The 13,599-nt window shown below is 63.6% G+C and carries 20 protein-coding genes and 1 riboswitch; of the genes, 17 read left to right on the top strand and 3 right to left on the bottom strand.

Annotated elements, in window-relative coordinates:
- The first annotated feature begins 21 nt into the window (after positions 1–21).
- The 16 genes from ACFB49_RS16015 (at position 22) to ACFB49_RS15940 (ending at position 11,575) form a co-directional block, all read left to right on the top strand.
- Positions 22–1,524, top strand: a complete 1,503-nt coding sequence (locus tag ACFB49_RS16015) for an arylsulfatase (RefSeq protein WP_380872256.1) — start codon at positions 22–24, stop codon at positions 1,522–1,524.
- A gap of 278 nt (positions 1,525–1,802) precedes the next feature.
- Positions 1,803–2,150: a DUF2200 domain-containing protein gene (locus ACFB49_RS16010; RefSeq protein ID WP_380872255.1), complete on the top strand. Its 348-nt coding sequence runs from the start codon at positions 1,803–1,805 to the stop codon at positions 2,148–2,150.
- Positions 2,151–2,207: 57 nt separating this feature from the next.
- The gene (locus ACFB49_RS16005) at positions 2,208–2,534 is read left to right on the top strand and encodes a DUF1905 domain-containing protein (protein ID WP_380872254.1); all 327 of its coding nucleotides are present in this window, start codon (positions 2,208–2,210) and stop codon (positions 2,532–2,534) included.
- 83 nt (positions 2,535–2,617) lie between these two features.
- Entirely contained in the window at positions 2,618–3,343 is a 726-nt protein-coding gene (locus tag ACFB49_RS16000; RefSeq protein ID WP_380879996.1) for a sterol desaturase family protein, read from the top strand.
- The gene (locus ACFB49_RS15995; protein ID WP_380872253.1) at positions 3,234–3,701 is read left to right on the top strand and encodes a DUF2141 domain-containing protein; all 468 of its coding nucleotides are present in this window, start codon (positions 3,234–3,236) and stop codon (positions 3,699–3,701) included. Before ACFB49_RS16000 ends, ACFB49_RS15995 begins: the two co-directional genes overlap by 110 nt.
- Positions 3,702–3,903: 202 nt before the next feature.
- A riboswitch (TPP riboswitch) is annotated at positions 3,904–4,011 on the top strand.
- Positions 4,012–4,038: 27 nt separating this feature from the next.
- Entirely contained in the window at positions 4,039–5,901 is a 1,863-nt protein-coding gene (thiC, locus tag ACFB49_RS15990) for a phosphomethylpyrimidine synthase ThiC (protein ID WP_380872251.1), read from the top strand.
- Positions 5,902–5,970: 69 nt separating this feature from the next.
- A complete protein-coding gene (locus tag ACFB49_RS15985; RefSeq protein WP_380872250.1) occupies positions 5,971–6,438 on the top strand; it encodes a DUF1579 domain-containing protein in 468 nt (155 codons plus the stop codon).
- 368 nt (positions 6,439–6,806) lie between these two features.
- Complete coding sequence (locus ACFB49_RS15980) at positions 6,807–7,283, top strand: RidA family protein (RefSeq protein ID WP_380872249.1); 477 nt, start codon at positions 6,807–6,809, stop codon at positions 7,281–7,283.
- Positions 7,284–7,521: 238 nt separating this feature from the next.
- Positions 7,522–8,256, top strand: a complete 735-nt coding sequence (locus ACFB49_RS15975; protein ID WP_380872248.1) for a hypothetical protein — start codon at positions 7,522–7,524, stop codon at positions 8,254–8,256.
- Between the two features lie 195 nt (positions 8,257–8,451).
- Positions 8,452–8,733 carry a hypothetical protein gene (locus ACFB49_RS15970; RefSeq protein WP_380872246.1) on the top strand — a complete coding sequence of 94 codons (282 nt, stop codon included), beginning with the start codon at positions 8,452–8,454 and terminating at the stop codon, positions 8,731–8,733.
- Between the two features lie 25 nt (positions 8,734–8,758).
- Positions 8,759–8,986 (top strand): AbrB/MazE/SpoVT family DNA-binding domain-containing protein, encoded by a 228-nt coding sequence (locus tag ACFB49_RS15965; RefSeq protein ID WP_380872245.1) that lies wholly within the window; start codon positions 8,759–8,761, stop codon positions 8,984–8,986.
- Positions 8,987–8,995: 9 nt separating this feature from the next.
- Complete coding sequence (locus tag ACFB49_RS15960) at positions 8,996–9,397, top strand: type II toxin-antitoxin system death-on-curing family toxin (protein WP_380872244.1); 402 nt, start codon at positions 8,996–8,998, stop codon at positions 9,395–9,397.
- 31 nt (positions 9,398–9,428) lie between these two features.
- Positions 9,429–9,833: a nuclear transport factor 2 family protein gene (locus tag ACFB49_RS15955; RefSeq protein WP_380872243.1), complete on the top strand. Its 405-nt coding sequence runs from the start codon at positions 9,429–9,431 to the stop codon at positions 9,831–9,833.
- Between the two features lie 125 nt (positions 9,834–9,958).
- Entirely contained in the window at positions 9,959–10,285 is a 327-nt protein-coding gene (locus ACFB49_RS15950; protein WP_380872242.1) for a LysR family transcriptional regulator, read from the top strand.
- A gap of 310 nt (positions 10,286–10,595) precedes the next feature.
- On the top strand, positions 10,596–10,955 hold the full coding sequence (locus ACFB49_RS15945; protein ID WP_380872241.1) for a hypothetical protein: 360 nt from the start codon (positions 10,596–10,598) through the stop codon (positions 10,953–10,955).
- A 71-nt stretch (positions 10,956–11,026) separates the two neighbouring features.
- Positions 11,027–11,575 carry a 2'-5' RNA ligase family protein gene (locus tag ACFB49_RS15940; protein ID WP_380872240.1) on the top strand — a complete coding sequence of 183 codons (549 nt, stop codon included), beginning with the start codon at positions 11,027–11,029 and terminating at the stop codon, positions 11,573–11,575.
- A 9-nt stretch (positions 11,576–11,584) separates the two neighbouring features.
- On the opposite strand, the gene ACFB49_RS15935 is transcribed toward ACFB49_RS15940, so the two are convergent.
- From ACFB49_RS15935 to ACFB49_RS15925, 3 genes are all read right to left on the bottom strand, one after another.
- Positions 11,585–12,013 carry a VOC family protein gene (locus ACFB49_RS15935; protein WP_380872239.1) on the bottom strand — a complete coding sequence of 143 codons (429 nt, stop codon included), beginning with the start codon at positions 12,011–12,013 and terminating at the stop codon, positions 11,585–11,587.
- Positions 12,014–12,016: 3 nt separating this feature from the next.
- Positions 12,017–12,748, bottom strand: coding sequence for a hypothetical protein (locus tag ACFB49_RS15930; RefSeq protein WP_380872238.1), 732 nt, complete (start codon positions 12,746–12,748; stop codon positions 12,017–12,019).
- Between the two features lie 67 nt (positions 12,749–12,815).
- On the bottom strand, positions 12,816–13,118 hold the full coding sequence (locus ACFB49_RS15925; RefSeq protein WP_380872237.1) for an alkylphosphonate utilization protein: 303 nt from the start codon (positions 13,116–13,118) through the stop codon (positions 12,816–12,818).
- 107 nt (positions 13,119–13,225) lie between these two features.
- On the opposite strand from ACFB49_RS15925, the gene ACFB49_RS15920 reads away from it, so the two are divergent.
- Positions 13,226–13,579, top strand: a complete 354-nt coding sequence (locus ACFB49_RS15920) for a DUF1428 domain-containing protein (RefSeq protein ID WP_380872236.1) — start codon at positions 13,226–13,228, stop codon at positions 13,577–13,579.
- Positions 13,580–13,599 lie beyond the last annotated feature (20 nt).

Here is a 13,599-nt window from a genome sequence, read left to right as displayed (position 1 = left end):
GTCAAGTGAGGAGAGCTTTCGATGGCAAAGACGCAGCCCAATATTCTCGTCATGTGGGGTGACGATATCGGTCAATCGAACCTCAGCTGTTTCACCAAGGGGATGATGGGCTATCGCACGCCCAACATCGATCGCGTTGCCCATGAAGGCATCACCTTCACCGATTATTATGCCGAGCAGAGCTGCACCGCCGGCCGCGCCAGCTTCATCACCGGCCAGAACGGGCTTCGCACCGGCCTCACCAAAGTCGGCATGCCGGGCGCGAAGGAAGGCATGAAGGATTCGATCCCGACCATTGCCACCGTGCTCAAGGCGCAGGGCTATGCGACCGGCCAGTTCGGCAAGAATCATCTCGGCGACCGGGACGAGCAATTGCCGACCATGCACGGTTTCGACGAGTTCTTCGGCAATCTCTACCACCTGAATGCCGAGGAGGAGCCGGAAAATCCCGATTATCCCGATCCCAAGGAATTCCCCAATTTCAAGAAGCGCTTCGGCCCGCGCGGCGTGCTCCACTGCAAGTCGGACGGCAAGGGCGGCCAGAAAATCGAGGACACCGGCCCGCTGACCAGGAAACGGATGGAGACGATCGACGACGAGGTGACCGTGAAGGCCGTCGCCTTCATCCGCGCCCAGGTGAAGGCGGGCGTTCCTTTCTTCGTCTGGTTCAACACCACCCACATGCACTTCCGCACCCATGTGAAGCCGGAAAGCAGGGGGCAGGCCGGGCGCTGGCAGAGCGAATATCATGACGTGATGATCGATCATGACAAGGCGATCGGCGTCCTGCTCGATCTCGTCGATGAACTCGGCATCGCCGACAACACCTTCGTCATGTATTCGACCGACAACGGCCCGCATTGCAACAGCTGGCCCGATGCCGGCACGACGCCGTTCCGCTCGGAAAAGAATACCAGCTGGGAAGGCGCCTATCGCGTGCCCGCGCTGGTGCGCTGGCCGGGCAAGATTCCCGCCGGTGAGATTTCGAACGACATCGTGTCGCACCTCGATTGGCTGCCGACCTTCGCCGAAATGGCGGGCGCGAAGAACATCAAGGAGGATCTGAAGAAGGGCACCACGCTCAACGGCAAGAAATTCAAGTCCTACCTCGACGGCCACAGCCTCGTCGGCCACCTGACCAAGGGCGAGAAGAGCCCGCGCAAGGGCTTCATCTACTTCACCGATGAGGGCGAGGTCGCCGGCCTGCGCATGGACAATTGGAAGGTCGTGTTCATGGAGCAGAAGTGCCAGGGTACGCTGGAGATCTGGGGGCGGCCTTTCACCACCGGCCGCATTCCCAAGCTCTTCAACCTGCGAACCGACCCTTACGAATTCGCCGACATCACCTCGAATTCCTATTGGGACTGGTATCTGGACCGGGCCTTCATCCTCGTCCCCTGCCAGGACATCATCGGCGAGTTTCTCGCGACGCTGAAGGACTTCCCGCCCGCCCAGAAGGCCGGCAGCTTCAATCTCGAGAAGGTGATGGATACGTTGCAGTTCGGCGCCACCGGCGGCGCCTGAAGTCTGGATGCGGGCACCGTCGTCGCTTCGTCACGGCGTGGCGACGACGGTGCTGCGTAAAGCCGCCCGCCTCGCATCGATCAGCCGCCCTCGAAAATATCGATCGAGGCATTACCCCCCCCCGGCGCCACGTCTGCCCAACCGCCGGGCGAGGGGCTAAGCGGCGATGGCGAGGCCGATTCCCGCTACCGCGCGTTCGCTGTGTATCAGCGGGCGACGGGCGCCTGCCCCGCGACGAAGGCGCGGGCCGCCGAGGCAAAGGCAGTGCAGGAGATCGCATGACGCATCGCATCTATTCGGTCAGCGTCGCGAGCGTTTATCCCCATTATGTCGCCAAGGCGGAGAAGAAGGGGCGCACCAGGGCCGAGGTCGACGAGATCATCCGCTGGCTGACCGGCCACAGCCAGGCGACGTTCGACGAGCAACTGGCCAAAGGCACGAATTTTGAGGATTTCTTCGCGCAGGCGCCCAGCATGAACCCCGCGCGGTCGCTGATTACCGGCACGGTCTGCGGCGTGCGCGTCGAACAGGTCGAGGAAGCGACGATGCGCGAAATCCGCTATCTCGACAAGCTGATCGACGAACTCGCGAAGGGCCGGCCGATGGAGAAGATCCTGCGCCGATAGCGGAAGGTTGGGAGCCTCAACATCGCCACCTACGCCAAACCCCGCTAACCCGTACCCATGATCGCCGACGATGAACCTCTGGCCGACATCGCCTTCGCAGGCGACGTGATCCACTGGCGGGGGCCATCCCCCTTCCATTTCGTCGCGGTGCGGGAAGCTCAGGTCGGCGAGGTGCGCTACGCCGCCCGCATCGCCAGCTATGGCTGGGGCGTGGTGCCGGTCGAGGCTAGCGTGGACGGCGTGGATTTCCGCACGTCATTGTTCCCCAGGGACGGCGGCTACCTCCTGCCGCTCAAGGATGCGGTCAGGAAGGCGGCCGGCATCCGGCTTGGCGATCGGGTTCAGGTGCGCATGCGGGTAATCAGCCGATCTGCCCGCGCCTGACCCTCTCTTCGGACATTTCCGTTTCCGGCCCCGCGGCCTAGAAGGACGTCGTGCTGACGGCCCTCATCCTTTCCGCGCTCGCGATGACTTTGATCGTCGCGGTCCGCTATCTCATCGTCAGCGGGGCCTTCGCCTGGGGCACGGGCCGTCGCCATCCCGGCCTTTATGCGGGGCAGGGGGCGCAGATCCGGCGGGAGATCTTCTGGTCGCTGGCTTCGGCCGCCATTTATGGCGTGCCGGCAGGCATTGTCGCCTGGGGGTGGGACCAGCATGGCTGGACACGCATCTATGCTGATGTGGCGGATTATCCGCTCTGGTGGCTGCCCGTTTCGGTGCTCGCCTATCTCTTCGCGCACGACACTTGGTTTTACTGGACGCATCGCTGGATGCATCGTCCGGCCCTGTTCCGCGCCGCGCATGCTGTCCACCACGCCAGCCGCCCGCCGACGGCCTGGGCGGCGATGGCTTTCCACCCGTGGGAGGCGCTGACCGGTGCGGTCGTCATCCCCGCTTTGGTCTTCCTCATCCCCATTCATGTCGCCGCTTTGGGCATGGTGCTCACCGTGATGACGGTGATGGGCGTCACCAACCATATGGGCTGGGAGATGTTTCCGCGCTATCTGGTCGACGGTCGGGCCGGGCGCTGGCTGATCACCGCTAGCCATCACCAACGCCATCACGCTGATTACAGGTGCAATTATGGTCTCTATTTTCGCTTCTGGGATCGGCTCTGCGGCACGGATCGCGGGCTTGGCAGCTTCGGCGCTGCTGCTGGGGGCGGGCGCGCCGGCCACGACGACGCGGCTTGACGTCGGGATCGAGGGGCTGCGCTCGGCCAAGGGCAACATCCTCGTCTGCCTGACGAAGGATCCGAACCATTTCCCCGATTGTTCGGGCGATCCCGCCGCGCGGACGCTGACGATCGCCGCGAACAAGGCCAGCGCCGCTCATTTCGCCGATCTCGCCGCGGGCCAATATGCGCTGTCGCTGGTCCATGACGAAAATGGCAACGGCAAGCTCGACACCCGCTTGGGCATTCCCCGCGAAGGTTTCGGTTTCTCGCGCAATCCCAAGATCGGCTTCGGCGCGCCCAGCTTCGCCAGCGTCCGCTTCGCGGTGACGGGGGCCGAGATGCGCCAGCCGGTGAGGATGAAATATCTGTTCTGACCGCAGGCCAAAAAAAGGGGCCGGTCCCGGAGGGCCGACCCTTGAAAGTTTTAGGAGAGGATGCCTGAAAGGCCCGCTCTTTGTGCATCTGCGAACGTAATGCTGCAAGTGCGAAATAAACCGCAGTAATTGCAAAAAATGCAACCGACGTCTTCCCCGCGCGTGATTGGCGGTGGACCCGCCGCGCTCAACCGCCTACAAGGCCTCATCCCCGGGGGACCGCGCTCAAGCGGTTGAGACTTGGCTGAAGCCATGACCCGCTGAACCTGATCCGGCTGACACCGGCGTAGGGAGGGAGTGGGCCGCCCGCTCTCCTTCCATATTGGAGAGTAGAGATATGGCCGATATCCCCGTCCGCACCGAAATGAAGGTCACGACCGGCCCGATCCGCGGCAGCCGCAAGGTCCATATCGGCCCGCTGGGCGTTGCCATGCGGGAGATCGACCTGGAGCCAAGCTCGGGTGAACCGTCCTTGCGCGTCTATGACACGTCCGGACCCTACAGCGATCCCGCCGCCCGCATCGACATCATGGCCGGCCTGCCCGAGCTTCGCCGCGACTGGATTCGCAACCGCGGCGATGTCGAGGAATATGATGCCCGCGCCGTGAAGCCGGAAGATAACGGCCTGAAGGGGCCCGATCGCTCGGCCGGCGTCCAGCCCTTCCCCAATGTCCGCGCCCGCCCCTTGCGTGCAAAAGCCGGCATGAACGTCTCGCAGATGCATTATGCCCGCCGCGGAATCATCACTCCCGAGATGGAATATGTTGCAGTGCGGGAAAATCTCGGCCGCGAGATGCTCCGTGAGAAGCTGATCCGCGACGGGCAGGATTTCGGCGCCTCCATCCCCGATTATGTGACGCCCGAATTCGTCCGCGACGAGGTCGCCCGCGGCCGCGCGATCATCCCCAACAACATCAACCACCCCGAATCCGAGCCGATGGCGATCGGCCGCAACTTCCTCGTCAAGATCAACGCCAATATCGGCAACTCGGCGGTCGCCTCCGACGTCGCGTCCGAAGTCGACAAGATGGTCTGGTCGATCCGCTGGGGCGCGGACACGGTGATGGACCTCTCCACCGGCCGCAACATCCACGACACCCGCGAATGGATTCTCCGCAACTCGCCCGTGCCGATCGGCACCGTGCCGATCTATCAGGCGCTGGAAAAGGTCGGCGGCGTGGCCGAGGATCTGACGTGGGAAATCTTCCGCGACACGCTGATCGAGCAGGCCGAACAGGGCGTCGATTATTTCACCATCCACGCCGGCGTCCGCCTGCCCTACATCCCGCTCACCGCCAAGCGCGTCACCGGGATCGTCAGCCGCGGCGGATCGATCATGGCGAAATGGTGCCTCGCCCATCACCGCGAAAGCTTCCTGTACGAGCATTTCGACGAGATCACCGAGATCATGAAGGCCTATGACGTGGCCTACAGCCTCGGCGACGGCCTCCGCCCCGGATCGATCGCCGACGCCAATGACGAAGCCCAGTTTGCCGAGCTCTACACGCTGGGCGAACTCACCAAGCGAGCCTGGGACCAGGATGTGCAGGTGATGATCGAGGGCCCCGGCCATGTGCCGATGCACAAGATCAAGGAGAATATGGACAAGCAACTCGAAGCCTGCGGGGAGGCGCCCTTCTACACATTGGGGCCGCTTACCACCGATATCGCGCCGGGCTATGACCATATCACCAGCGGCATCGGCGCCGCGATGATCGGCTGGTACGGCACGGCGATGCTCTGCTACGTCACGCCCAAGGAGCATCTGGGCCTTCCCGATCGCGACGACGTGAAGGTCGGCGTCGTCACCTACAAGCTCGCCGCCCACGCGGCCGATCTCGCCAAGGGCCACCCCGCCGCCAAGCTCCGCGACGATGCGCTCAGCCGCGCCCGCTTCGAATTCCGCTGGCGCGACCAGTTCAACCTGTCGCTCGATCCCGACACGGCCGAGCAATATCACGATCAGACCTTGCCCGCGGAAGGCGCCAAGACCGCGCATTTCTGCTCGATGTGCGGGCCGAAGTTCTGCTCGATGAAGATCACGCAGGAAGTGCGCGATTTCGCCGCCAAGCAGAACGCGTCCGCCGAAACCTTCATCGCCGCCGAGGAAGCCGAAGCCGGCATGGCCGCGATGTCGCAGCTCTACAACGAGAGCGGCCGCGAGCTCTACATGGGCCAGGGCGACCGCGAGCACGACTGATACGTTCCATATATGTTCCATCCTGTGGGGATCGTGCTAGGCTGCACCGTCCCCGCAGGAGAAGCGCCAATGCCGCATTGCCCCGATTTCGATTTCCAGCAGGGCCGCTGGACCGTGCGGCACCGCCGCCTCAAGGCCCGCCTCACCGGCTGCACCGACTGGGAGGAGTTTGACGGCACCAGCGAGCAGCGCCCGATCCTCGGCGGCAATGGCAATGTCGAGGATAATCTGCTCCACCTGCCCGACGGCTCCTACCGCGCGGTCGCGCTCCGGTCCTTCGATCCGGCGAGTGGCACCTGGGCGATCTGGTGGCTCGACAGCCGCAGCCCCCACGCGCTCGACGTGCCGGTGATCGGCCGGTTCGAGAATGGAGAGGGCAGCTTCTACGCCGACGATCTGCTTGATGGCCGCCCCGTCCGCATCCGTTTCCTGTGGCTCGGCACCGACGGTGATACGCCCCGCTGGGAACAGGCCCTGTCGGATGATGGCGGCAAGAGCTGGGAAACCAACTGGGTGATGGACTTCACCCGCGCGTGATCCCCCAAAAATCCTCCCCGAGCTCGCGCGGGGAGCCGGCTTCGCGGCTGTGCGAGCCGTCGGCAAAGCATGGTGGAGGGGCCTCGTCCCATTCGCCGTCACGATCGATCAACAACCAGTTTGATGCGAGCGAATTGCCCATAAAGTCGTCACCCCGGACTTGTTCCGGGGTCCACCGAGGCCGCGGGCGCCCAGGTTCAAGCTTCTGGCCTATGGATTTGCCGCCCGGCGGACCCCGGCCTTCGCCGTAGGCGAAGTTTATGCTGAGCGACGCCGCAGGCGGCGTCGAAGGGCCGGGGTGACAGTCATCGGCCCCGATCCTATGCTCCCTCAATCCGGCCGATCGCAGGCCGGGCAGGGGAGGCCGCATGAAACCCTTCAACGTCGCCGCCGGAATAGCCATCGCCGCCGTCACGATCGCCACCGCCGCCACGCCCGCCGCGGCGAAGCGCGATCCCGCCAACGTCCTCATGCCCGAAGCTGCCGACAGGCGGGCGGTGCATGAGGACTATGGCTTCGCGGAAGCCGTGATCCATGGCGACGCCGTCTATCTCTCCGGCGTGGTCGCGGGCCTCCGCCCCGGCGAGACCGACCCGTCCGTCGCCTTCGATCGCGCCTTCCGCGCCATCGGCGAAATCCTGAAGCGCGCCGGATCGAGCTGGGATGATGTGGTCGACATGACCACCTACCACACCGATCTTCCCGCCCAGATGGAATCCTTACGCGCGGTAAAGGCCCGCTATGTCCACGCCCCATACCCCGCCTGGACCGCCATCGACGTCGATCGCCTCGCCCCCGAAGGCGGGCTGGTGGAGATCAAGGTGGTGGCGAAGCGGGGGAAGTGAGGTGGGTATGATGCGGTGTCTAAAACGAGAGGAAAATTTAAGAAAAATGTTACGAAATCTATCCGTTTGTTGAATGGTGGGGATAATACATGAGCGATATAGCGTACGGTGGTTCAGGTGGAAGTCGTGAGTGGAGTTCTCGCGCATTCCCCGAAACGCCATTACATGCATCAAGCCTGGCGACCACCCCTTTAGAAATTTTGGATCTTAATGGTGATCGTTTTACGGCACAGGTTTTGTGTATCGTATCGATGGATCTGTATACCTAGTAACTGCTTGGCATGTTGTATCTGGCAGGAATTTTTTCACCCGTGAGCTAAACCCACAGGGATTGATACCAAAGGCGTTGCGATTCTTCGTTCCATCTTTCCGGCAAGAAGGCGAGGCGCTGACAGTTGGCTCAGAAGGTATTGTATTGGAATTAAAGGAAGATGGCCAAGACATACTCAAGTCTCCACCTGAGCCATTCGGCTTTCCGGTGGATGTTGCTGTAGGAAAACTCCCCATAGAGATTAACAAGGATGGAACATTCACGAGCAAGGGTCTAAATAAATTTGAATGGGGTTTTCGACCAAGAACGGAAAAACCTATCCAATCCATGATCGGCGCGGACGTATTTGTCCTAGGATATCCTTTGATGACATATGAAGGGATGCGAACACCTCTGTGGAAGAGAGGGGCCATCGCGAGCGAGCCTTGCTTTGAGATTTCTCCGCGAGGGGCATTTCTTATTGATGTGAACAGCGCGGGAGGGATGTCTGGAGGGCCGATTATACGGAGAATTAGTGCATTTGCCGCAGAAAATAAGGATAATGGGGTAATTCAGGAATATTACGATGAGAGTCTAATTGGAATATATAGCGGGAGAGCCTTGTCTATATCAGAGAGTAGCTTTGTGCTTGGCTATGGCTGGCCAATTGATATGGTGCATAAAATAATTATGAATAATCAATGTTTTTCGGGCAAAACATAATGATCTATCAAGTGACTCCGCGAGTTTATTGGTAGGAGCCCGAGCAAATGATGCTCGCATGATCCGCCGCAATGCTATCCGATAGCTCGAGCCTCCCGATCCGCCGAAACTGATCACCCACGCATTCCTTGCCGCTACCTCTCGGCTTGATACTATCCGCCACCCGTCCATCCGCCCCGGAGGCCGCGCGCCGTCATGCCTACCGAACCGCACCCGCTCGCCGCACCGCAGGTCACCCGCGCCACACTGCGCATAGGCGACAAGTTCCTGATGGAGGCGGAGACGCGGACGACGCCGCTCGGGCTGCTAGCGATCGGCGGGCTGGTGGCGGCGATCCTGCTGTCGGTGCCGCCGATCGTCCGCGCCAAGCGCGCCCGCCGGCTAGCCAGCGTAGATCCTGCGTTTCCGGCCGATGGCGTTCCTTCTGCGCGGCTCCTGATAGAAGATTCGTCGGGAGCGCCCGAAAATTGCGGGTAGTACGCACATCTGTTATAATATGCGTATGAATGCCACGCTCAAAATCACCCGCATTGGTAATAGCGCCGGCGTCATCTTGCCGAAGGAGTTGCTCGCCCGCCTGCGTGTGGGGCCGGGGGACACGCTGTATCTTACCGAGGCGCCGGACGGGGTGCGCATCACTGCCACCGATCCAGGGTTCGAACGGAAGATGGCGCTTGCCGAGCAGATCATGCGCGACGATCGCGACATATTGCGCGCGCTCGCCAAGTAGCGTGACTGCGTGACCGACGCGGCACGCGCCGAACCCGTCTGGATCGAGGTGCAAGTCGCCCTGGCCGTCCACGACCGGCAGCTTGCCGAACATGGCGGCCCTTCGGGCCTGCGCGATTCCGGGATGCTGGAATCCGCGCTCGCCCGCCCGATGAACCAATGGACCTATGGCGAGGACGATCGCTGCCGGCTCGCCGCAGCCTATGCCTTTGGCATCGTGCGCAACCATCCCTTCGCGGACGGCAATAAGCGCACCGGCTGGGTGCTTGCCCGTCTGTTTCTCACGCTCAATGGCCTGACGCTGCGCTTCGCCGCGGCCGATGCCACCCGCACCATGTTGGCATTCGCTGCCGGCGATATGGCTGAAGCCGATCTTGCCGATTGGTTCCGCATGCGCATTGCGCCCGACTGACAATTCACCCCCAAACGGCTAAGCCCCGTTCATGACCGCCACCGCCGAAATCGCCATCCGCGCCCGCCGCGCCGCCTTCAACCGCGCCATTGCGGAGGGCGACACCGCCGTCATCGGCCCGATCCTCGCCCGCGATTGCGTGATGGTCACGGGCACGGACAGCGCCGTCATCGCCGGGCGCAACGCGCAGTTGAAGGTGTGGCAGCGCGAGTTCGCCGCACCCAAAGCGGGTTCCGGTTCCCGCCTCGTCTATGTCCGCACGCCCGGCACCATCACCGTCTCGCCCGTGGAGCCGATCGCGCTCGAACAGGGCGAGTGGCAGGGCAGCGAGCAGGCCGGCGGCCCACCCGCCGCATCGGGCCTCTACTCCGCCAAATGGCGCGAGCAAGGCGGGCAGTGGGTGATCGAGGCGGAGATCTTCGTCACGCTCGGCTGATGGGCGGCTAATCGGCGGCTGGCAGGCGTCTGATGGATGCCCGCACGCAACACCAGCGGCTCAATCCATCCAACATCGCCTGTTCCCGCTGTCCTATTTGGATTCCGCCTGCTCCATCCTTGGCGATGAGCACGCATCCCCACCCCATCGCCCCGGAGCCCATCACTCCGAACGTCACCCAACCAACGCCGCCCGCACCGCCGGATCGTGCGCAGTGGACGCCGGCCAAGCAGCGCATCTTTCTCGTCGCGTTGCTCGAATGCGGATCGGTCACGCGCGCGGCGATGGCTGCGGGCATGTCGCGGTCGAGCGCGCATCGCCTGCGCCAACGCCTTGCCGGCACGCCTTTCGTCCGCGCCTGGGATCAGGCGCTCGCTCATCATGCGCGCCAACTGGCCGATCCCTTCGCGCGTGATTCGCTGGCGCCCGTCGCCCCGCCGGCGCGCCGCTGATGCGTCGGCGGCGCAGCGATGGCGCGCCGCCGACGCAGGCCTGTCGCGCGTCCGGGGCCTCAATGTCGCATCACTGTCGCGCAGGTGTCGCGTTACCGCCGCATCGCTGTCGCCTCACGGTCGCCATTCAGCCGCTTCGCCGGCGCGATCCGGGCAAAAGCGCGTGGAAGCCTCAACTTCCTCAACTTCGGTGGTGGGGGCGTCTCATCCGGATCAGATCGGCGGCGCAACCGATGGGCGGGATGTCCGTTGTGCCGATGCCGCGGGGCTCAGCCTTGCCGCCTCGCGCCACATCAAAGGAGTGTGGAGAATGATCAGGCCGCTAATCGCCGCCACCATCCTGGCCCTGCCGCTCGCTGCCTGCGGAAAGCCCGCGTCGGAAGGCGGAACGGCGTCCGCCAACATCACCGTGCCCGCGGGCGATTATGCCGAGCGGCTGCGGGCGATGACGGATACCGAACGCAACGCCGTCTTCTACCGCGCGATCCATGATGCCGGCCGGCCATGCCAGCAGGTGACGGAAGCCACCGCGATCCCCGACGTCAACGGCCAGCCGGCCTGGGCCGCGACCTGCGAGGACAAGAGTCGCTGGGTCATCATCCTCGGCAATGCCGGTGTCGTCCAAGTGGCGAGCGCCGCGGAACTGGAGGCCGCGGGCAAGGCGCGGTAGCGCGGGGAGATTCGACAGAGGTCGCGATTGAGAACATAATGGGAACATCCGTCCGATTCGGAGAAGTTTCCGTGGCTGCCGATCTCCATCGCTATTTCTTCGCCTTTCTGCCGCCCGATCAGATGGCGCGGCAGATGGTGCAGGAAGCCGTTCGGCTCGATCCCGGCGCGCAGCACCAGCGCGCGGATCGCGTGCATTCGACGATCGGGATAACCGATGATTTCCCCAGCCCCCGGCCGGAAGTGGCGGCGGCATTGCTGGCGGTGGGGCAGGGGATCGCGGCGGACCCCTTCATCTGTCAGTTCGATCGGATCATGGCCAGGCCGGGTTATATGGCGCTTCGGCTCAGCCGCCGCAGCCGGCCGATGGGCGATCTGTTCCGCCAGATCGAATCCGGCATGCGTCGCAAGGGGTGCAAGCTGCGTGAAGGCTACGCCCACGATCCGCACATCACCTTGTCCTATCGCGGCGGGCTCAGTTGCAATCGGCTGGTGCCCGGCTATCGCTGGTTGGTGGAGGACTTGGTCCTGATCCACAGCCATGTCGGCGAAACGCGGCACGACATACTCGGCCGCTGGTCGCTGAGCGGGGCGGAAGGCCCGCAGCTCAGCCTGTTCTGATGGGAGCGATCAGATCCAGCCCGGCGCGTGGACCAGCTCCAATTTCATGCCGTCGGGGTCTTCGAAGAAGACGGCATAATAATCGCCCGAATATTGCGGATAATGCGCCGGCGGATCGAGCACCGTGATGCCCCGCTCGACCAGCAGTTCGTGCAGTCGGTCCACATCCGCCCGGCTCTCCGCCCGCCAGGAAAGATGATGCAGGCCGGGGGCGTAGCGCTTGTGAACATGATCCTTCAGCGCCGGATCGCACTGCAACAGGCCGAGCGAAGCGCCGCGGCCTTCGCCGGGCAGGTCCCACTCGCAGCCGCCGGCATCATCCTTGACCAGCTTGTAACCGAGGAATTCCAGCACCGGCCCGTAAACAGCCTTCGCCGCGGCAACATCGCTGACATTGAGGTCGACATGATGGAAGCCGCCGCGGATGGGATCGGCCATGGCTCAGCCTCCGACGATCAGCGCGTCCGGTATCTCATAGCGTTCGGGCCCGATCGTGACGATGATCAGGTCGGGCGCCTTGCGGATGCCCTTCACCGCATATTTGGCCGATCCGTCGGCCTGGCTGGTGTCCGCCCCGCTGACATTGGTCTTGGCGTCGAAGAACAAAGTCCGCGTGCGCTTGTCGGGCCAGGTGACGGTCAGGTCGGCGCTGCCGTCGGTTTTGCGCACCACGCCCGCCTGGCAACGGCCCGCCGCCTGCCCGTCCGGCAGGCCCGAACAGGCGACATCGCCGGTGGCGTTGAAGTTGGTGCCCTTCACCTTGGCGTCGACGCTCTCGTCCACCTGCGCCGCTCCCGCCGCCGGCATGCCCTGGTTGGCGTCGCCCATCGGCACGGAGATCAAGGTCACGCCGTCGACCTCGCCAACCACGCGGCCGCCCTTGGAGGAGATCAGCGCCTGCGCCTCCGCTCCATCCGGCGTGCCCGGACAGCCGACCAGTACCGCGGAATCATCCAGATAATTGGACGTTGCGGCGGACTCACCCACCCGGCGGCAGTTATTCCCCGCTACCGGATAGCCATCGCCGATCGGCCGCAGCGATGCCGGCCAGGCAAAGCTGGTCGCGGCAGGCGCGGCGGCGTTGTCCGCGTTCGCTTCCTTCGTGGGAGCGCCGCCGCAGCCGCTCAGCAGCAGCGCGAACAACAGAGCGGGCGGAGTCAGGATCTTCACCACGATGCGGCTCCCTGTCCATGGGGTGGCAGGAAATAACATGGCCGAACCAGGCGGCCAATCCGGCGCCTCAGCGTTTCTTGACGAACTCCGCGCGGAGCACCAGGCCCTTGATCCCCTCGAACCGGCAATCGATCTCCTGCGCGTCGCCGGTCAAGCGGATCGACTTGATCAGCGTGCCGCGCTTCAATGTCTGGTTGGCGCCCTTGACCTTCAAATCCTTGATCAACGTCACCTGATCACCGTCGGCCAGCAGATTGCCGACTGCGTCACGGACCTCGACGCCGCCCGTCGGCTGCCGCGCGGCGGCCTCGGCCGGGCTGATCCATTCGCCGGATGCCTCGTCATAGACATAGTCTTCGCCGCCGCTCATGCCGCTGCTCCTGTGATCGCGAGAGCGGGCCACCTATACCGCGCCCGGAACCATGTCACCCCCGACCCGTTGGCTGGCAAGCCAGCCAAAAGCAGAAGGAGAGAGCGATGCCCTATGTCGACGGTTTCATCGTGGCGGTCCGCAAGGATAAGATCGAGGATTATAAGAAGCTCGCGACCCTCGCCGGCGAAGTCTGGAAGGAACATGGCGCGATTTCCTATGTCGAATGCCTCGCCGATGACGTTCCCTATGGCGAGCTGACCTCCTTCCCGCGCGCGGTGCATCAGGAGGAGGGCGAGACGACGATCTTTTCGTGGATCACCTATCCGTCGCGCGAGGCGCGCGATGCGATCAACCAGAAGGTGATGGCCGATCCGCGCCTGAAGGGGCAGTCGGACAATCCGCCGTTCGACGGCAAGCGCATGATTTACGGCGGCTTCCAGCCCATCATCGAAATGTGATTTGGCGGCACCGGCGAAAG

Source organism: Sphingomonas sp. DBB INV C78 (genome assembly GCF_042693015.1).
Lineage (GTDB): Bacteria > Pseudomonadota > Alphaproteobacteria > Sphingomonadales > Sphingomonadaceae > Sphingomonas_E.
The sequence above is the reverse complement of the archived record's forward strand: the minus strand, read 5'-3'. Positions and strand labels throughout refer to the sequence as shown.

Coding starts and splice junctions, on each gene's coding strand:
- ACFB49_RS16000 (WP_380879996.1), top strand. CDS start 2,618: ATGACTTTGATCGTCGCGGTCCGCTATCTCATCGTCAGCGGGGCCTTC.
- ACFB49_RS16015 (WP_380872256.1), top strand. CDS start 22: ATGGCAAAGACGCAGCCCAATATTCTCGTCATGTGGGGTGACGATATC.
- ACFB49_RS15995 (WP_380872253.1), top strand. CDS start 3,234: ATGGTCTCTATTTTCGCTTCTGGGATCGGCTCTGCGGCACGGATCGCG.
- ACFB49_RS15980 (WP_380872249.1), top strand. CDS start 6,807: ATGAAACCCTTCAACGTCGCCGCCGGAATAGCCATCGCCGCCGTCACG.
- ACFB49_RS15965 (WP_380872245.1), top strand. CDS start 8,759: ATGAATGCCACGCTCAAAATCACCCGCATTGGTAATAGCGCCGGCGTC.
- ACFB49_RS15950 (WP_380872242.1), top strand. CDS start 9,959: ATGAGCACGCATCCCCACCCCATCGCCCCGGAGCCCATCACTCCGAAC.
- ACFB49_RS15945 (WP_380872241.1), top strand. CDS start 10,596: ATGATCAGGCCGCTAATCGCCGCCACCATCCTGGCCCTGCCGCTCGCT.
- ACFB49_RS16010 (WP_380872255.1), top strand. CDS start 1,803: ATGACGCATCGCATCTATTCGGTCAGCGTCGCGAGCGTTTATCCCCAT.
- ACFB49_RS15920 (WP_380872236.1), top strand. CDS start 13,226: ATGCCCTATGTCGACGGTTTCATCGTGGCGGTCCGCAAGGATAAGATC.
- thiC (WP_380872251.1), top strand. CDS start 4,039: ATGGCCGATATCCCCGTCCGCACCGAAATGAAGGTCACGACCGGCCCG.
- ACFB49_RS15925 (WP_380872237.1), bottom strand. CDS start 13,118: ATGAGCGGCGGCGAAGACTATGTCTATGACGAGGCATCCGGCGAATGG.
- ACFB49_RS15970 (WP_380872246.1), top strand. CDS start 8,452: ATGCCTACCGAACCGCACCCGCTCGCCGCACCGCAGGTCACCCGCGCC.
- ACFB49_RS15935 (WP_380872239.1), bottom strand. CDS start 12,013: ATGGCCGATCCCATCCGCGGCGGCTTCCATCATGTCGACCTCAATGTC.
- ACFB49_RS15955 (WP_380872243.1), top strand. CDS start 9,429: ATGACCGCCACCGCCGAAATCGCCATCCGCGCCCGCCGCGCCGCCTTC.
- ACFB49_RS16005 (WP_380872254.1), top strand. CDS start 2,208: ATGATCGCCGACGATGAACCTCTGGCCGACATCGCCTTCGCAGGCGAC.
- ACFB49_RS15985 (WP_380872250.1), top strand. CDS start 5,971: ATGCCGCATTGCCCCGATTTCGATTTCCAGCAGGGCCGCTGGACCGTG.